The 18,644-nt window shown below is 34.4% G+C and carries 14 protein-coding genes; 5 read left to right on the forward strand and 9 right to left on the reverse strand.

Annotated features, from left to right (window positions below):
• Positions 1-36 precede the first annotated feature (36 nt).
• From ilvC to IRZ80_RS18580, 4 genes are all read left to right on the forward strand, one after another.
• Positions 37-1,509, forward strand: coding sequence for a ketol-acid reductoisomerase (gene ilvC / locus IRZ80_RS18565; RefSeq protein ID WP_194643465.1), 1,473 nt, complete (start codon positions 37-39; stop codon positions 1,507-1,509).
• A gap of 427 nt (positions 1,510-1,936) precedes the next feature.
• Complete coding sequence (gene acs, locus IRZ80_RS18570; protein ID WP_194643467.1) at positions 1,937-3,847, forward strand: acetate--CoA ligase; 1,911 nt, start codon at positions 1,937-1,939, stop codon at positions 3,845-3,847.
• Positions 3,848-4,185: 338 nt separating this feature from the next.
• Positions 4,186-4,566, forward strand: a complete 381-nt coding sequence (locus tag IRZ80_RS18575) for an ankyrin repeat domain-containing protein (RefSeq protein WP_194643469.1) — start codon at positions 4,186-4,188, stop codon at positions 4,564-4,566.
• Positions 4,567-4,637: 71 nt separating this feature from the next.
• Positions 4,638-5,174: a hypothetical protein gene (locus tag IRZ80_RS18580; protein WP_194643471.1), complete on the forward strand. Its 537-nt coding sequence runs from the start codon at positions 4,638-4,640 to the stop codon at positions 5,172-5,174.
• 85 nt (positions 5,175-5,259) lie between these two features.
• Here the strand turns inward: IRZ80_RS18580 and IRZ80_RS18585 are convergent, their stop codons facing one another.
• The 9 genes from IRZ80_RS18585 to IRZ80_RS18625 all read right to left on the reverse strand — a co-directional run bounded on the left by IRZ80_RS18585 (position 5,260) and on the right by IRZ80_RS18625 (position 17,241).
• The gene (locus IRZ80_RS18585; protein WP_194643473.1) at positions 5,260-5,856 is read right to left on the reverse strand and encodes a DUF2238 domain-containing protein; all 597 of its coding nucleotides are present in this window, start codon (positions 5,854-5,856) and stop codon (positions 5,260-5,262) included.
• A 22-nt stretch (positions 5,857-5,878) separates the two neighbouring features.
• The gene (cydB, locus tag IRZ80_RS18590; protein WP_194643475.1) at positions 5,879-6,916 is read right to left on the reverse strand and encodes a cytochrome d ubiquinol oxidase subunit II; all 1,038 of its coding nucleotides are present in this window, start codon (positions 6,914-6,916) and stop codon (positions 5,879-5,881) included.
• Positions 6,917-6,927: 11 nt separating this feature from the next.
• Positions 6,928-8,280 (reverse strand): cytochrome ubiquinol oxidase subunit I, encoded by a 1,353-nt coding sequence (locus IRZ80_RS18595; RefSeq protein ID WP_194643477.1) that lies wholly within the window; start codon positions 8,278-8,280, stop codon positions 6,928-6,930.
• Positions 8,281-8,514: 234 nt separating this feature from the next.
• The gene (locus tag IRZ80_RS18600; protein WP_194643479.1) at positions 8,515-11,613 is read right to left on the reverse strand and encodes an efflux RND transporter permease subunit; all 3,099 of its coding nucleotides are present in this window, start codon (positions 11,611-11,613) and stop codon (positions 8,515-8,517) included.
• Positions 11,614-11,616: 3 nt separating this feature from the next.
• Complete coding sequence (locus tag IRZ80_RS18605; RefSeq protein WP_194643481.1) at positions 11,617-12,702, reverse strand: efflux RND transporter periplasmic adaptor subunit; 1,086 nt, start codon at positions 12,700-12,702, stop codon at positions 11,617-11,619.
• A gap of 12 nt (positions 12,703-12,714) precedes the next feature.
• Positions 12,715-13,962: a TolC family protein gene (locus IRZ80_RS18610; protein ID WP_194643483.1), complete on the reverse strand. Its 1,248-nt coding sequence runs from the start codon at positions 13,960-13,962 to the stop codon at positions 12,715-12,717.
• An 87-nt stretch (positions 13,963-14,049) separates the two neighbouring features.
• Entirely contained in the window at positions 14,050-15,408 is a 1,359-nt protein-coding gene (locus IRZ80_RS18615; RefSeq protein ID WP_194643485.1) for a sensor histidine kinase, read from the reverse strand.
• A complete protein-coding gene (locus tag IRZ80_RS18620) occupies positions 15,405-16,085 on the reverse strand; it encodes a response regulator transcription factor (RefSeq protein ID WP_194643486.1) in 681 nt (226 codons plus the stop codon). The genes IRZ80_RS18615 and IRZ80_RS18620 overlap by 4 nt, the downstream gene beginning before the upstream one ends.
• Before the next feature lie 67 nt (positions 16,086-16,152).
• Positions 16,153-17,241: a M42 family metallopeptidase gene (locus tag IRZ80_RS18625; protein WP_194643488.1), complete on the reverse strand. Its 1,089-nt coding sequence runs from the start codon at positions 17,239-17,241 to the stop codon at positions 16,153-16,155.
• Positions 17,242-17,324: 83 nt separating this feature from the next.
• Between IRZ80_RS18625 and IRZ80_RS18630 the strand changes: the two genes are divergently transcribed.
• On the forward strand, positions 17,325-17,984 hold the full coding sequence (locus IRZ80_RS18630; protein ID WP_194643490.1) for a DUF4294 domain-containing protein: 660 nt from the start codon (positions 17,325-17,327) through the stop codon (positions 17,982-17,984).
• The last annotated feature ends 660 nt before the right edge of the window (positions 17,985-18,644 follow it).

Below are 18,644 nucleotides of genomic sequence, written 5' to 3' on the forward strand. Positions count from 1 at the left end.
AATTATAAATTTTACATTCATTAAATATTAAAAAAAATGGCAAATTATTTCAATTCATTACCACTTAGATTACAATTAGAACAATTAGGAGTTTGCGAATTCATGGATCAATCAGAATTTGCAAATGGAATAGATGCATTAGCAGGAAAAAAAGTAGTTATTGTAGGTTGTGGAGCTCAAGGTTTGAATCAAGGTCTTAACATGAGAGATTCAGGTTTAGATATTTCTTATGCATTACGTGCAGAAGCTATTGCTGAAAAGAGAGCTTCTTTTAAAAATGCTAATGATAATGGATTCAAAGTTGGAACTTATGAAGAATTAATTCCAACAGCTGATTTAGTTTGTAACCTTACGCCAGACAAACAGCACACTGCTGTAGTTACAGCAATAATGCCATTAATGAAACAAGGAGCTACTTTGGCTTACTCTCACGGTTTCAACATCGTTGAAGAAGGGATGCAGATTCGTAAAGACTTAACAGTTATTATGTGTGCTCCAAAATGCCCTGGATCTGAGGTTCGTGAAGAATATAAAAGAGGTTTTGGTGTACCGACTCTTATTGCGGTTCACCCAGAAAATGATCCTAATGGTTTAGGTTTAGATCAGGCAAAAGCTTATGCTGTTGCAACTGGAGGAAACAGAGCAGGTGTATTGCGTTCTTCTTTCGTAGCTGAAGTAAAATCAGATTTAATGGGTGAGCAGACTATTCTTTGCGGTTTATTACAAACAGGTTCTATCTTGTGTTTTGACAAAATGGTAGCTGAAGGTGTAGATGCAGGATATGCTTCTAAATTAATCCAATACGGATGGGAAACTATTACTGAAGCGTTGAAATACGGTGGTATTACTAATATGATGGATAGATTGTCTAATCCAGCAAAAATTGAAGCATATAAAGTTTCTGAAGAATTAAAAGATATTATGCGTCCATTATTCAGAAAACACATGGATGATATCATCTCAGGTCACTTCTCTAAAACAATGATGGAAGACTGGGCAAACAATGATGTTAATTTGTTAACTTGGAGAGCAGCAACAGGAGAGACTAATTTCGAAAAAACTCCAGCTGGAAATGTTGAAATTTCTGAGCAGGAATATTTTGATAACGGAGTATTAATGGTTGCAATGGTAAGAGCTGGTGTTGAATTAGCTTTTGAAGCAATGACAGATTCAGGAATTATCGAAGAGTCTGCATACTATGAGTCATTACACGAAACACCGCTTATTGCTAATACAATTGCAAGAAAGAAATTATTCGAAATGAACCGCGTTATTTCTGATACTGCTGAGTACGGCTGTTATTTATTTGATCACGCTTGTAAGCCATTAATCGCTGAGTACGTGAAAAATGCACCAAGCAATTTAGTTGGGCGTCCTTTTAATAACGGAAATAACGGAGTTGATAATAAAGAGTTAATTGAAATTAATGCAGTTATCAGAAATCACCCTGTTGAAGAAGTTGGAGCATGGTTGAGAGAATCAATGACTGCAATGAAAAAAATTGTATAATAAAAATAATAAATTAGGGATTACCACACCATGAGGGTGTGCTGGGATTTGCATAAAATATCATAAAGGTTTAAATATTTTGAATTAGTAAGCACTTATTGGACAATTGAAAGATATTTATGCATAGTTACATTCACTTAACTTCAAATGAGCTGTAAGTTAAGTGAAGTAATCCTAGTTATTTTGGATTTTTTTGTTTTTGAATAAAGAAGAAAAAAATTGTTATTTAATATTGTTAATAAAAGGGCATTTTACTTTGTAGATATGCCCTTTTCTTGTTTTAAATTTGGTAATAAATCTAAAACGTTATGAAAAAAACATTAAAATTTGGAGAACTGCGTTTTTTTATTATTTTTTTAGTGTATTTTACAAATTAATAGTTTTTAAAACCGAAGAGATTTAATACTTTTATAAAAAATTTAAAAAGATGAGTTATTTTAAAATTGATAGTCTAGAACAATACTTTAAACATTATAATAAATCGATACGCGAGCCTCGAAAGTTTTGGGGGAAAATAGCTGAAGAAAACTTCACATGGTATCAATACTGGGACAAAGTTGTCGATTTTAATATGGCTGATGCCGAAGTTAAATGGTTTGTTGATGCAAAAGTTAACATTACTAAGAACTGTATTGATAGACACTTAGCAAAAAAAGGTGATAAAACGGCAATAATCTTTGAACCAAATGATCCTTCTGAAGAAGCATTGCACATAAGCTATAATGAGCTTTACGAGCGTGTATCAAAAATGGCTAACGTTTTGAGAGAACAGGGAATTACGAAAGGTGACCGTGTTTGTATTTATCTTCCAATGATACCAGAACTGGCAGTAGCTGTTTTAGCTTGTGCTAGAATTGGTGCTATACATTCGGTTATTTTTGCAGGTTTCTCATCATCGGCAGTTGCTTCAAGAATAAATGACAGCCAATGCAAAATGGTAATAACATCTGATGGCGGATACCGCGGGAATAAAACCATAGACCTGAAAGGAATTGTTGACGATGCTTTGCAGAATTGTCCTAGTGTTACCTCTGTTTTAGTTGCTAAAAGAACGAATGCAGAAATTCAGATGAAAGCTGGTCGTGACCAATGGTTAGCACCGCTACTTGATAATGCAATTAACAATAGTGTTGCCGAAATTATGGATGCCGAAGATCCTTTGTTTATATTGTATACATCAGGATCTACTGGAAAACCTAAAGGAATGGTTCATACTACAGCAGGATATATGGTTTATACTGCTTATACTTTTAAGAATGTCTTCAATTATGAAGAGAATGATATATTTTGGTGTACCGCAGATATTGGCTGGATTACAGGTCACTCCTATATTTTATACGGTCCATTATTGAATGGTGCAACAACTGTAATTTATGAAGGAATTCCTTCTTATCCGGATTTTAGCCGTTTTTGGGAAACAATTGAAAAACACAAAGTAACTCAATTTTATACAGCACCAACGGCTATCCGTGCTTTGGCAAAAGAAAATTTATCTTATGTTCAAAGATTTCCGCTTAAATCATTAAAAGTGATTGGTTCAGTTGGAGAACCAATTAATGAGGAAGCATGGCATTGGTATAATGACCACGTAGGAGGGAAGCGCTGTCCGGTAGTTGATACCTGGTGGCAGACTGAAACGGGCGGAATTATGATTGCTCCGTTAGCATTTACAACCCCAACAAAACCAACTTATGCTACATTGCCGTTACCTGGAATTCAGCCAGTGCTGATGGATGACAAACGCAATGAAATTGAAGGTAATCAGGTAGTAGGCAGTTTGTGTATTAAATTTCCGTGGCCAGGTATTGCAAGAACTATTTGGGGAGATCATCAAAGATATAAAGACACCTATTTTTCTACTTTTCCAGGTAAATATTTTACAGGAGACGGAGCTCTGCGTGACGAAGTAGGATATTATAGAATTACAGGACGTGTTGACGATGTTGTAATTGTTTCAGGACATAATTTAGGTACTGCACCAATTGAAGATGCAATTAATGAGCATCCAGCTGTTGCTGAATCAGCAATTGTTGGATTCCCGCACGATATTAAAGGAAATGCATTATATGGATATGTTATTCTTAAAGAGTCTGGTGAATACAGAGACAGGGATAACTTGTCGAAAGAGATTAACCAGCATATTGCAGATCACATTGGTCCAATTGCTAAATTAGATAAAATTCAATATGTAACTGGATTGCCAAAAACAAGATCTGGAAAAATTATGCGTAGAATTTTAAGAAAAATTGCTGAAGGCGATTATTCTAATTTTGGTGATACCACAACTTTACTAAATCCCGAAATTGTTGATGAAATAGTAAATGGTAAGATCATTTAAATAAGCAGAAAACTTAAGTTTTCAATAAAACTGCTTCAAATTATGAAGCAGTTTTTTTTTGCCCAAAAATTAAATAAATGTTAATTCATGAATAATGCAGTAACATTACTTTTTAAATTAAGTCTATTGATTACTTGGTTTAATAAAATTAAATTGTATGATAGTTCTATTAAGATATTTCTTCAGTTTTTTTATCAATAGAAACGTTTCATGTGTTAATTTTATGTTAATATTTAATACTTTGTAATACATAATACCTTTTAAAAGATATATATTTGCATAGGATATTATTATATGATCCAAGTTTAATTATAATCATCAATCAAAAATCAATTATTATGAAAAAATCAATCGTTTATTTAGGGGTAGCTTTAGTAGCTTTTTCAAGTGTTTCTTTGGCTTCAAATTTGAATTCATTTCCAGTATTCAAAGACAGTGTTGAATTTAATGAAATAACAGTTTCTCCTTTTTGTATCGCTATAAGCAAAGGAGATGTAGAATCTGTGAAGAAGTTTATTGAATATGGCGCGAATGTAAATGAGAAATCAAATGGCATGACTCCGTTAATGTTTGCAGCTCGTTACAATAAAGTGGAAATTATCAAAATTTTATTGGAAAAAGGTGCTCGTCTTAAAGAAAAAGATGAAAACGGATTCACTGCTTTGAAACATGCTGAATTATCAAATGCAAGTGAGGCTATTCAGCTTTTAAAAAAATAATAAAAAATAAAAATGAGACTTCATACTTGATGGAGTCTCATTTAAATTAAATCAATCAAAAAAATATAATCATGAAAAAATCAGTTTTACTTTCAGGAATAGTATTAGTTTTATTTTCAAATATTTGTAATGCAGAAAATAGAGGTAATAAATCAAGCAGTTTATTTCAAAATATCATTTTGTCGGATAATGATATTGAAAAACAAAATGATGATACACAATTAGCAAAACCTTCTTTAAAGGATGAAGGAGAAGTTTTTAATCCTGAAACAGTCATTGCTTTTAATCGTAAAACAGTGAATGAGATTATTGCAGAAGGAGATAAGATCACAGAGAATTCTAACACAGAGGAAGCGGAATTTCTAGCTCTTGAAGCATCAATGAAAGAAATAATAGCACAATCAGATTTAATAATAGAAAGTAAGGTATCGGATGTGAGATGTCCACTTTTTGTTGAAAGAACAATGGAAGATGAAATAGCTGAATTAGAACTAATTATTGAAAGTAAAGAAAATAATGAAGTTAGAGATTTAGACTTTAAAAAAATCAACAGAATACCAGTATTGATAAATTCATTTAATTCTAAAAAAATTATCGGAATGAATTAATGTTAAATGCAGTAAAACTTAGTGAGGTTATAAAAAAAAGCACCGTTATAAAGAGTATAAGGATGCTTTTTTTTGTGAACAGAAGTTACATTGTAATGAGCTGTCTGTCCTGTGTTTTAGAAAGTGATAATAAAGCAGTAACAGCACCAATTGCAGCAAACAGCATATCCGACTGTGTATCCCAAACATATCCTTGTGTTCCCAAGAAAGCATCTCCGCCGTCCCCAGAAGCAATTGAAACAAACCACTCAATCCATTCATAAGCAGCACTGATTGCCAGACAAATGGAAACAATTATGAATTTGAAAAAGCTTTGGTTTGAAATTACTTTCTTTCGGATAAAGAGTTCCCGAATAATCATTGCAGGCACAAAACCTTGTGCAAAATGGCCAATTTTATCATAATTATTACGGCTTTGATGAAATACCTCTTTGATATAATCAAAAAAAGGAACTTCAGCATAGGTGTAATGACCGCCAATGAAGAGAATAATACAATGAATTAAAATCAGAGTATAAGTAAAATTCGTAAAACGAAATTTTTTAAAAGTTAAAGCCAAGATGGTAATCCCAATTATCGCCGGAATAATTTCAAGGAAACAGGTAAAGCCTTCTTTTGGATTTATGACTGACCAAAGTAAAACGATGCTGAATATAGCAAGTAATAAGTATATGTATTTCATTTTTTGGAAATTAAAGCATAATTTAATAGCTGGTGTCATCTAGTTTTACTTTCCCGTTAAATGTTCTGTACAAAAAGAAAAAATAAGCTCCTAATAACGGTGCACCAATGGCAACAATAGTCAGCATTATCCCTAAAGATTTTTGTGAAGAAGCAGCATTGTAAATGGTTACGCTAAATTTTGGGTCAATTGTAGAAATTAAAAGCGTCGGATACAATTGCAGCGCAACAAGAATCAGTAAAAAAGCCATTGTCAATGACGAAAAGATCAATGCCCTCATGTATTGTTTTTTTGAAACCAGACGAGGAACATTGGCTACAGCCAAAAATGATATTACAGGAACAATAAAATAAATAGGATTGGCTCTGAAATTAGCAGTAACTTCAGGAATAAAAATCAAAGTATAAAGAGTTGTAATTCCAAAACTGATGATGAAGAATATCATTCCTTTTTTTAGTAAAAATGTAAGTCTGGCGTGAAGTCTGCCTTCAGTTTTCAGTAATAGATAAATAGCACCCTGTGTCATAAAAATAGATAGTGTAGTAAAACCAACCATTATGGCGTATGGATTTAAAAAAGAAAAAAACACACCGCCCTGGTAACTGAAATTAGGCCCCAATGCAAATCCCTGTAAAATATTAGCTAAAACAACACCCAGCAGGAAAGCAATCGATATGCTGGAAATACTGTAGATTATGTCCCAGCTTTTTCTCCACCACGTCATTTCTTCGACACTTCTAAATTTAATGGCAGCAGCACGAAGTACATTTAGCATCAAAAAAAGCATAAACGGAACATACATTGCTGACAGCATAGCCGCATACATTATAGGAAATCCAGCAAATAATGCACCGCCTCCAATAATGAGCCAGACCTGATTGGCATCCCAAACGGGAGCAATTGCATTGATTGCAATTCTGCGGCTTAAATCTTTTCTGAAAAATAAATGCCAGGCACCGGCGCCAAAATCAAAACCTTCTAATATTGCATAACCAGAGAACAGTAATCCTATTACTAAATACCACAATGTTGGATAATCAATCCCTAAAAAAGTTTCCATAACTATAAAGATTAAAAGGATTTGAATGTTACTGCTTTTTCTGATTCGTCATAAGGGCCGTGCTTTATTTTTTTATTTACAGTATATAGAAATAAAGCTAGCAATAATGAATAAACTACAGTGAACATAACCAAAGAAAAAACAATCTGCTGTGAAGAAACTTCTTGAGAAAAAGCTTTGCTGGTTCTTAACTGCCCGTAAACAACCCAAGGCTGTCTTCCCATTTCGGCAGTGAACCATCCAACCTGATTGGCTATTTGAGGCAAAATAACGGAAAAAGAAAAAATCCACAAAAGCCATTTTTTTTCAAATAATCTGCCACGCCACCATAAAAAACTGGAGTACAATGTGAGTCCAATTAAAAACATTCCAATTACAACCATAATATGGTAGAATTGAAAAACAGCGTTTATCTGGCTCGGTCTGTCCTCAGCTGGGAAATTATTCAAGCCTTTTATTTGGGCATCAAAATCCTGATGTACAAGGAAAGACAATCCGCCGGGAATTCCTATTCCGGTAACTTTTTGCTGTTCTTTATCAACCCAGCCAACAAGATATAAATCGGCAGGTTTATCTTTTTCAAAATGTCCTTCCATAGCAGCGAGTTTTGCAGGCTGATTTACCGCAACTCCATCAGCTGTGCTGTGGCCAGAAATCAATTGGGTAAGCGAAAAAATTGCAGCAACTGCTAAAGAAATTTTGAATGCCTTTTTTGATATTTCGACATAACGGCCTTTCCTAATGTAATAAGCATGAACACTTAAAACTAAAAAAGCTCCTGCCAAAATTGCCCCCTGCCAAGTATGAATAATTCTGTCCACACTAGACGGATTGAAAACCATGGCCCAAAAATCGGTCACTTCAGCCCGGGCATGTAAACCTGTTCCAACAATATGATAACCTGCAGGCGTCTGCTGCCAGGAATTGGCAACTACAATCCAAACCGCAGAAAACATTGATCCTAAAAAAACACCCAATGCCGATACAAAATGTACCCAAGGTTTTACGCGATTCCATCCAAAAAGCAGTACTCCCAGAAAAGTGCTCTCCAGACCAAAAGCAAACAAACCTTCGGCGGCTAATGCACTTCCAAAAATATCACCAACATAACGCGAATAAACTGCCCAGTTGGTTCCAAATTCAAACTCCATTATAATTCCGGTAGCAACCCCGATTCCAAAAGTTATAGCAAATATCTTGATCCAAAAACGAGTCAGGATTTCATAATCTTTATTTCCGGTTTTGAGATAAAGTCCTTCCATGATTACCATTATTAAGCCGATGCCGATACTTAATGGAGGATAGATATAATGAAAGGCGATTGTGAAGGCAAATTGTATGCGGGCTAGTATTTCTACATCCATGAGGAAAGTATTTTGTTTAAAAAGTATGTGTAAATTTACGACAGAAAGCTAACTTTATTAGGCTTAAAAATTAATTTTATTTCTGTTTTTTGATATTCTTTTATTCCTTTAAAAGAAAATGTTTTTATGTAAAAAAGAATCACAATATTTAAAAAGATTACAAAAAAAAGCACCATTAAAAAAATGATGCTTTTGTCGAAAAAATATTTAACCAATTAACTTATTTCAAAACCATTATTCAATTCTAGCGTGTTTTTTACGGTTGAATACCCAGAATATAATCGGGAAAACTAATAATGTTAGTATAGTTGCGGTAACTAAACCTCCAATTATCACGATTGCCAAAGGTTTTTGAGACTCAGAACCAATTCCTGTTGAAATTGCTGCAGGCATCAAACCTATAGATGCCATTAAAGCGGTCATAATTACAGCTCTTGTTCTGGCTTTTACTCCCATGAAAATCGATTCCTCGAGCGAGAATTTTGCCTTCAGATTATGATGAAATTCTGATATCAGGATTACTCCATTTTGAATACAAATTCCCAAAAGAGCAATAAAACCTACACCAGCCGAAATTCCAAAATTCATTCCTGTAATATGCAAAGCCAAAATTCCGCCGATGATCGCAAAAGGTACATTTGCTAAAACAAGCAAAGAATCTTTAATGTTTCCGAATAAAATAAACAACAAAACAAATATTCCCAGTAAGCTTATCGGTACAACCTGAGCTAGTCGGGCACTGGCACGAACCTGATTTTCAAATTCTCCTGTCCATCCTGTTGTGTAGCCAGCCGGCATTTTGATTTCTGCCACTTTTTGTTGTGCTTCGGCTATTGTACTTCCTAAATCACGATCGCGGACAGAGAATTTTACCCCAATGAAGCGTTTGGTATTATCTCTGTAAATAAAAGCCGGCCCAGTAACTGTTTTAAGGTCGCAAATTTCTTTTAGCGGAATTTTGGCACCACTGATTGTTGGAACTTTTAGCTCTGCCAAATCTTCTTCATCTTTGCGGTATTCTTTGGAGAAACGAACTCTTACATCAAATTTCTTTTCATCTTCATACTTTTGAGTGGCTGTTTTTCCTCCAAAAGCCAGTTCTAAAACAGCCTGTGCATCGCTTAATGTTACGCCATAAGCGGCCATTTTTTCTCTGTCTAAAATTACACTGATTTCCGGCTGTCCAACATTTCTAAGAATTCCGGCATCTTTGATACCAGGGATATTTTTTATTTTTGCTAAAACTTCATTCGAAAGTTCATCTAGTTTGTCTAAATCGTCACCATAAATTTTTACCGCATTTGAAGCTTTAAACCCAGCTACCGATTCGGCTACATTATCAATAACAGGCTGTGAATAATTATAAGTAATTCCCTGATGTACTTTTAATTTGGTATCCATTTCATTAATTAAATCATTCATCGAAATTTTTCGGGTCCAGTCTGATTTTGGTTTTAAATCAACCTGAAGCTGAATAAACCCAAATCCGTTCGGGTCTGTTCCGTCATTACTTCGGCCGGTTTGTGACAGCACCTTTTTTACTTCGGGAAAACTTTCCAGATCTTTTCGGATTATTGATGCAGTCTGTACACTTTCGGGCAGGGAGGTACTCATTGGCAATTCTGCTGTTACCCACAAAGCCCCTTCATTTAATTGTGGTAAAAACTCCGTTCCTAAAAATGTTGCCGAAAAGAAAACGGTAACTAATATCGCAACCGAAGCAATTAATGTTTTTATTTTATGTTTAAATGTCCAGGCAAAACCTTTACTTATTATTCGGTCCCAAAAGTTTACAAACGGATTGTTTTTTTCTTTTACATTTTTATTCAAAAGAATGTGCGATAAAACCGGAACTAATGTTAAAGTAAAAAGCAAAGCTCCAATTAATGCAAAGCCAAGTGTATAGGCGAGGGGCGAAAACATTTTACCTTCTACTTTCTGGAATGCGAATATTGGCAGCAAAGCAGTTATGATGATTAATTTAGAAAAGAAAATGGCTTTTCCCATTTCAGTTCCCGTTTTTTTAATCAGACTGCCTTTTGCAATTTTGTTGTATGCTGTCATTCCCAGCTGATGCGCCCGATGATCCAATACGACAAATAATCCTTCGACCATGACTACAGCGCCGTCGATGATGATTCCAAAATCGACTGCACCCAAACTCAGCAGATTGGCGCTCATTCCCATTAGTTTCAAACACAGAAAAGCAAACAATAACGAAAGCGGAATAACAATTGAAACCGTAAAAGTTGTTCTCCAGTCGGCCATGAAAAGAAAAACTACGCAGGTAACCAGAATAATTCCTTCGAACAAATTATGCATTACTGTTTCGGTCGTGAAATTCATCAGATTATCACGATCATAGAAAGTTTCAATTTTTATATCTTTTGGAAGAACATTTTCATTTAAGTCTTTGATTTTATCTTTGATTAAAGCCAATGTTTCCTGAGCATTTTCGCCCTTGCGCATTACGACAATTCCTTCAACGGCATCATCATTTTTTCCAATTCCTGTCTGCCCGACTCTTGGCATTGAACTTTCATAAACCGAGGCTACATTTTTGACCAAAATCGGATTTCCTCCGGCATCATCAACAATAATGTTTTCAATATCCGGAATCGATTTTAAGAGCCCTACACCTCGAACAACAAAGGCCTGACCGTTTTTTTCGATAATATCACCGCCAACATTTAAGTTTCCGGCATTTACGGCATTGTAAACCTGCAAAGGAGTGATGTTGTATTTGGCTAATTTAATAGGATCAACACCTACTTCATACGTTTTTGTCTGACCGCCAAAAACATTCAAATCGGCAACACCGGGAACGGCACGAAGCTGTTTGTCGATTACCCAGTTTTGGTAGGTTAATAATTCTCTGCTGTCTCTGCTGTTACTTTTTACAATATATCTGAAAATTTCCCCAGTTGGTCCATAAGGAGGCTGTACATCGGGTTCGACATCATCGGGAAGAGAGACATTTTTTAATAAATTATTAACCTGCAAGCGGGCAAAAGTATCATCGACACCGTCATCAAAAATAATTTTGATAACCGATAGTCCAAACATTGTAATACTGCGAACACTGGTTTTTTTCTGCACCGAGTTCATCGAAATTTCGATCGGTGATGTTACAAATCGTTCTACTTCCTCAGCACTTTTACCATTCCACTGTGTAATAATGATGATTTGAGTATTGGTGACATCCGGAAAGGCATCAATTGGCATATTTTTGAAAGAAAGAAATCCTGCAACAGCCAGTATTCCGACCCAAAAAAAGGTAAATGCTTTATTCTTAAGCGAAAAAGCAATAATGTTTCTGATGAATTTGTTCATGGTTTAATCGTTTAAAGAGCGATAAATAAATAGCTGATTGTTGGTAATAACTTTTTCATTTTCTTTTAAACCGCTCGAAATATAGGTGGTGTCGCCTACAACGCTATAGACTTCAACTTCTCTGGTTTCTATATTATGACGGTCTTTAAAAATCATTACAAAGTTTTTGCTTTTATCAAAAACAATGGCATTGCTCGGAATAGCTATCATCGATTTGTCTTCGTTATAGGACAGTTTAATATTTGCATTCATGTCGGGTTTCAATAGATATCCTGGATTTTGCAGTTTAATTCTTGCCTGCATGGCTTTGGTTTCGGGATCGATTACATTAAAGATTTTATCGACTTTCCCTTTAAAAATTTTATCGGGATAACTCAAAGTTGTTACATCGGCATCGATTCCTAATTTTACTTTATTAATATCAATTTCGTTGATGTTTGCCATGGCCCAAACTTCGCTGATTTCGGCAATATCGAATATGTTTTCTGAACGGTCCGAGCGCAGAAGCATATCCTGATTAATACTTTTTTGGATAATAAAACCGCTGATTGGCGCCGTCACTTCATAAATAGATCCCGCTTTGATATTGTAGATTTTATAAGTCTCCTGAATTTTGCTCAATTGAGACTGCGCTTTTGCTACCTCCGATTTTGCCTGAAGTACATCGCTTTCAGAATTTAATTTTCCGTCAAATAATTCCTGAGCAACTTTCAGATTGTTTTTGGCAACCAGTAAATCACTTTTTGCGTCGAGCGATTGTTTTTCAAAATCGGCAATATCAGTGCTTTTTATGGTAGCTAAAACCTGTCCTTTTTTTACATAATCGCCAAGTTCGACATTTACCTTGACAACGTTTCCGCCCACAAGAGGGTACACGTCAATCATTTTGTTGTTATCGGCCGTAATTTTTCCGTAAAAACTCAATTCGTTTTTTACTTTTTGAGTTTGTGCTATGGCGGTTGTAGTGGTTTTTAGCATCGTATCGCTTAAAGCAAAGGAAGTATTGGTCTGAGGATTTTCGGCTTCCTTTTTACAGCTTGTAACAGTTAAACTTACAAGTGCAATTCCTATAATTAGTGTATGTTTCATTAGTATTTAGTTTTAAAATAAGTCTTTACTGATTGTACTATTGAATTCTTCGGCAGAAAGTGCCAGCTTTTTCTTTAGCTCATTAACCTGAATAGTTGCCTGATTGTAGCTTTCCATGAAATCGGTGAATTCTAATAAACTGACATTTCTTTTTTGGAAATTCGTCAGCATTCCATTGTAGACGGCTTCAAAATCTGCATTAACGGTTGGTTTTATGACCGTATAGTTTTTGCGGGATTCATCCCATTTATTCCAAGCCGAAGTAATTTCGGTTTGTAATTGAAGTTCAAAATTTTGCTTTTCAACTTTAGATTGTTCCAGAATGGTTTTGGCATATTTGATATTTCCTTTGTTTTTGTTCCAAAGAGGCAGCGGAATTCCAATGGTTACATTTGCTTCTTTTTCAAAAGCACCACTTCTTTGATCGTAATTTGCTCCCAGCGTAAGATCGGGAACAGCAAGTGATTTTTGCCATTTTACATTTAGTTCATTTGCTTCGATTTCTTTTTGTTTAGCTAAATAATCAGGTCTGTTGGCAATAGCTTCCTCTTCAAATGATTTTAAATTAAAATCAATAGTTTTTAGGTATTTATTGAACTCCGCTTTTGAAACTTCCGGGATCACATTCTCAGTAGAATTAAGCAGTAGTCTTAAATTGCCTTGCTCTTCAATATTATTATTTACAACTTCCATTCGCTCGTTTTTAAAATTCAGATATAGGGATTGCAGGCGGACAACATCTTTTAGCGGTACATTTCCTTTTTGCGCCTGAATAGAGTAGGAGCTGATTAAATCTTCAATGTGCGAAAGCTGTTCATCGGTAGTTTCAAGGCTCTTCGTGTTGTAGTAAACCGTGTAGAAGCTCTTGCGCAATTGCAATTTTAATGTTCTTAAAAGATCATTAAACTGCAGTTCGGCCAGTTGTTCATTGGTTTGAAATAGTTTTATTTCATTGCGTTTTTTTCCGCCTAAATAAATCAGCTGTTCAATACCAAAAGCTTTTTGACCGTCTTTTCCAATATCAAAATATTGATTTCTTTCAGGATTATAAGCGTTTAATTGTGCTGTAATTGTCGGGTTATCCCAAATTCGGGCTTGAATAGTCAGTGCTTTTGAAGCATCAATATTATATTGAGAGGCCAGCAAAAAGAGATTGTTTTTAAGAAACTGGCTTTCACAGTCCTGTAGAGTGACTGTTTTTTGAGCTAAACTCACCTGATTTATTAAAATCAGAAATAGTAGTGCAGATAACTTTTTCATTGTATCGGTTTTATTTGATACAAATATGCTATCATCAGACTTTAAGAGACCTTAAGATCTACCTTAAAAACACCTTAAAAATGAGTATTAATGAAAAAATAGTTGAAATAAATTATTGTTTTTTTCTGGAATACTGTAGGTGATGGTGCAGTTATGCAGAGTGAGTATGCGTTGTACGATACGCAGACCTAAGCCAAAACCCGAAGTTCCTTTTGCATTTGTACCGCGCATAAATGGCTGAAAAAGATTCTCTTGTTCTATTTCATTCAAAGTTTCCCCAGTATTGTAAACTGAAATGACAAGATGATTGTTTTGGGTGCTGATTTTTACTTTGGCTTGCTTGTTATCTGAGTAAATACAGGCATTTTTTAAAACATTGCCCAAAGCAATTTCTAAAAGATTTTTATTTCCTTTAATTTCCAAAGCGGAATCTAAACTGTCGCTTTCTTCCATTTCAAAATGAATTACAAAATCCGGAAAGCTCTTGTTCAGGTTTTCGATGGCCGAAAACAGAATTTCATCCATTCGATGCACTTCGTTATTTTCGCGATCTTTGTTGTCGATTTTCGAAAGGATCAATAAGGAATGTATCAGCTGTGTCAGCTGATTTACGTCGGATAAAATTACTTTCAGAAAAGACTTCCCTTTATCGGATGTTGCAGGATCCGAAACCACATTTTCGATTTGAGAAGTGATTCTGGACAGTGGAGTTCGAAGTTCATGCGAAGCGTGAGCTGTAAATTCTTTTTGTTTTTGATAGGAAATCTCGATTCGGTCCATCATGAAATTAAATTCGTTGGCAATCAAATCAATTTCGTTTTTATTGTCTTTTAAACTGACTCTGGTGTCGAGATTATTCTCGTTTATGTTTTTTATTTTTTGATGAAAAATATTTAAAGGATTCATCGCTTTTTTTACCATAAATGAGGTTAAAACCCAGCAAATACAGGTGAAAAAGATATATGATACTATTAAGGTATATCTAAGAAAAAGTAGTTTTCTTTTTCCGTAATCATCAGTTGCTGATATTAAGGCATAAAAATCTCTGTCTTTGGTATCATAAAAAACACCATACACTTCATAATTGCCTTGTTGTTTAAAGAAGGTTTTGTGTTTTTTGAGGTATTTCAGGTCATTAATTGACCAGTTAATTTTGGCGTCGTCAATACTGCTGTAAATAAGTTTGTAGTTTGAGTCAAATACTAATGTTTTTTCGTCATACAGTTTGTTAATCGAATTCTGATCAATCATTTTTAAAAGCTGATCATCAACTTCTTTTACATTTACCAGAAGTTTGATATTGGAAAGGGCTTTTATTTCTAATCGATCCCGAAATTCTTCTTTTCTAAAATTGGAATACAAAACAAATATCAAAGTTGAAGCCAGTCCAAAAAGGATTGTAAACAGCAAGCTGACTAAAAGTGATATTCTGTTTTTTAAGGTCATTCCTGATCGTTTAGATAATATCCGTAACCAATTTTGGTGTGAAGAAGTTTTATATCGTGGTCTTTATCGATTTTTTTTCTCAAAAAATTGATATATACTTCAATTGTATTTTGGTTGGTTTCTATATGATAATCCCAAAGTTTTTCGGCTATAAACTGTTTGGATACTACTTTCCCTTTGGCATGTGCCAAAATCAAAATCAATTTAAATTCTTTAGGAGTTAATTTGATTTCAATGCCGGAGCGATAAATTTTCATTTCATCTTCCAGTATTTCTAAATCCTGAACAATAATTTTCTGCTGTGTTTGCTGAGGAATTTCTTTCCGCCTTAATAAAGATAAAATACGGGCAAAAAGTTCTTCGAAGTGAAAAGGTTTTACCAGATAATCATCGGCTCCATTATCAAAAGAAGCTAATTTGTCTTCAATTTCGCTAAACGCAGTTAACATTAAAATAGGTGTTTTTTTATCAATCTCCCGAATGCCTTTGCAGACATCTATTCCATTTTTTCCGGGAACATTGATATCAAGAACTACTAAATCATATTCGTAGGGTAAATATTTTTTTAATAATAATGCTCCGTCATAATAAGGAAAACACTCGAATTCTTTTGAGTTAAAGAATGCTGAGATTTCTTTAGATAAAGTAAAATCGTCTTCGAGTAATAAAATTTTCATAGAGCATTGATAATATACATTCGGCTATTAAAACAAATAGCCGAATGTATGTTTAGTATTCCTTCAATTATTTGAAATACGAGAAGGTTTCGTTGTTTTCAATCTTCAATAACGTTTCATAAATCAATTTGATTACGTTTTCAACATCTTCACGATGTACCATTTCGACTGTGGTATGCATGTATCGCAACGGAAGCGAAATTAAAGCAGAAGCAACGCCACCATTGCTATAAGCAAAAGCATCAGTATCTGTACCGGTAACTCTTGAAGAAGCCAGACGCTGAAACGGAATGTTTTTTTCTACAGCCGTATCCAGAATTAATTCTCTCAGATTGTTTTGAACAGCTGGAGCATAAGTAACAACTGGTCCTTTACCAATTTTAGTATCACCCTCAATTTTTTTATCAATCATTGGTGTTGTTGAATCGTGGCAAACATCTGTAATAATAGCAACATTTGGTTTTATGGTTTGCGTAATCATTTCCGCACCTCTAAGGCCAACTTCTTCCTGAACTGCATTGGTAATATACAAACCAAAAGGTAATTTTATATTATTTTCATGTAATAAACGAGCAACTTCAGCAATCATAAAGCCTCCCATTCTATTATCGATAGCTCGACAAACAAATTTATTCTCGTTCATAATCATAAACTCATCAGGATAAGTAATCACGCAGCCTACATGAACTCCTAATTTTTCGACTTGTTCTTTGGTTTCGCAACCCAAATCAATGAAAATATTACTAATCTTAGGGTTTTCTTCTTTATCTCTATTTCTGGTGTGAATAGCAGGCCATCCAAAAACTCCTTTTACAATTCCGTTTTTAGTATGGATATTTACACGCTTCGATGGTGCAATTTGATGATCAGAACCTCCATTGCGTATTACATAAACTAATCCATCATCGGTAATATAGTTAACATACCAGGCGATTTCATCAGCATGGCCTTCTATGACAACTTTGTATGGAGCGTCAGGATTAATAACTCCCACAGCAGTTCCATAGGTATCAGTAATAAAAGTATCTACGTATGGTTTTAAATAATCCATCCATATTTTTTGCCCTTCGCTTTCAAAGCCGGTAGGGGATGCGTTGTTCAGGTATTTCTCTAAAAAGGTAATAGATGATGCATTCAATATTGATTCAGTACTCATATAAAATAATTTTTCGCTAAATTAAATATTTGTCTTTATAGTTCTATATTTAATGTATAATTTTGTGTTAAAAATAATTCCCCATGAAGTTTTATAAAATTTTATTTTTCTGTTTTTTGATATCACTTTCTGTTCATGCCCAAGACCCAAAAAATGATAATATTCCAATGGGTTATGTCTTGACAGAAGCCGATAGTATTTTTGGCGATACGATTGTGCTTCCTGAACTAGTAATCGAAAAACACAAAATGAGTGACGAGGATAAAAAGCAGTTTTTATTACTCCAAAGAAGAGTTTATGCTACATATCCATATGCAAGAATTGCTTCCGAAAGACTGACTTCGTTAAATCGAGGAATGGCTAAGTTTACAAATAACAAGGATAAAAAGAGATATTTCAAAATTGTTGAAGATTATTTAAGCAACGAGTTTGAAGATCGATTAAAAAAGCTTTCCAGAAAACAAGGACAGATCTTAGTTAAATTAATAGATAGACAAACTGGAACTACAACTTATGAATTAATTAAAAACCTCAAAAGCGGATGGAAAGCATTTTGGTCAAATACAACTGCCAATATGTTTAATATCGATTTGAAAATGAAATATGAACCGTTTGTAGTTAATGAGGACTATTTAATAGAAACTATATTAGTAAGAGGGTTCGAATCTGGCAGACTTAGAAAACAAGAGCCGGCAAAACCAATAGATTATGAAAAGCTGGACGAAGCTTGGGTTAAAAAATAAAAGAAATTAATTAATATATATAGGAGAGATAATTATTAAGGTAATTGTTTCTCTTTTTTTATTAACTAATGATCAGGAGCAATTTCCAGCTGTCCACTGTATCTATTGTCCCGAACCCCGTGACAATAGGATGCCGTTTCCATCTGGGCTATGGTTTTGGTATTTCATAAGAGAGATCTACCTTTATTATATATGTATAGGATAATTAGAAAAGAGACCAATAATAAGTTTGAGGCGGATTTCCTGTTCTTGGAGAGGTGCCCGCAGGGCGGGGGCGGTTTCTACGAGTTAAATGACATGTTCGATAGCTTAAAATCCTGCCAAAAACGACTAACCCCGCCCAGATTACCTTTCAGAATTCAAAAATCCTCAAAACGAGCAGTTATAACCATAAGGTTACCAGTGTATTAAAAAATAAACAAAAAATAATCACGAAAAGGCATTGTTTAAACGAATAAACTGTCTACTTTTGCACCCGCAACAGCGACAGCGTTCCTTAAAGTACTGACAGGCCAAAGAGATCAAAACGGAAAACATTTTCGAAAAAAAAGATTTAAAAAGCTTGCAGAATTTAAAAAAGTGAGTTACTTTTGCACCCCGCAAAACGCGTAACGTTCCTTGATAGACTGAGTAAGAGATGAGAAGAAAGAAAGATAAAAT

Source organism: Flavobacterium sp. HJJ (genome assembly GCF_015351475.1).
Classification (GTDB): domain Bacteria; phylum Bacteroidota; class Bacteroidia; order Flavobacteriales; family Flavobacteriaceae; genus Flavobacterium; species Flavobacterium marginilacus.

Bases quoted from the DNA above. Each gene is read 5' to 3' on its own strand.
- IRZ80_RS18630 (WP_194643490.1), top strand. From the start codon at position 17,325: ATGAAGTTTTATAAAATTTTATTTTTCTGTTTTTTGATATCACTTTCT.
- IRZ80_RS18615 (WP_194643485.1), bottom strand. From the start codon at position 15,408: ATGACCTTAAAAAACAGAATATCACTTTTAGTCAGCTTGCTGTTTACA.
- IRZ80_RS18585 (WP_194643473.1), bottom strand. From the start codon at position 5,856: ATGAAATACATATACTTATTACTTGCTATATTCAGCATCGTTTTACTT.
- IRZ80_RS18605 (WP_194643481.1), bottom strand. From the start codon at position 12,702: ATGAAACATACACTAATTATAGGAATTGCACTTGTAAGTTTAACTGTT.
- IRZ80_RS18610 (WP_194643483.1), bottom strand. From the start codon at position 13,962: ATGAAAAAGTTATCTGCACTACTATTTCTGATTTTAATAAATCAGGTG.
- IRZ80_RS18620 (WP_194643486.1), bottom strand. From the start codon at position 16,085: ATGAAAATTTTATTACTCGAAGACGATTTTACTTTATCTAAAGAAATC.
- IRZ80_RS18580 (WP_194643471.1), top strand. From the start codon at position 4,638: ATGAAAAAATCAGTTTTACTTTCAGGAATAGTATTAGTTTTATTTTCA.
- acs (WP_194643467.1), top strand. From the start codon at position 1,937: ATGAGTTATTTTAAAATTGATAGTCTAGAACAATACTTTAAACATTAT.
- IRZ80_RS18625 (WP_194643488.1), bottom strand. From the start codon at position 17,241: ATGAGTACTGAATCAATATTGAATGCATCATCTATTACCTTTTTAGAG.
- ilvC (WP_194643465.1), top strand. From the start codon at position 37: ATGGCAAATTATTTCAATTCATTACCACTTAGATTACAATTAGAACAA.
- IRZ80_RS18600 (WP_194643479.1), bottom strand. From the start codon at position 11,613: ATGAACAAATTCATCAGAAACATTATTGCTTTTTCGCTTAAGAATAAA.
- IRZ80_RS18595 (WP_194643477.1), bottom strand. From the start codon at position 8,280: ATGGATGTAGAAATACTAGCCCGCATACAATTTGCCTTCACAATCGCC.
- IRZ80_RS18575 (WP_194643469.1), top strand. From the start codon at position 4,186: ATGAAAAAATCAATCGTTTATTTAGGGGTAGCTTTAGTAGCTTTTTCA.
- cydB (WP_194643475.1), bottom strand. From the start codon at position 6,916: ATGGAAACTTTTTTAGGGATTGATTATCCAACATTGTGGTATTTAGTA.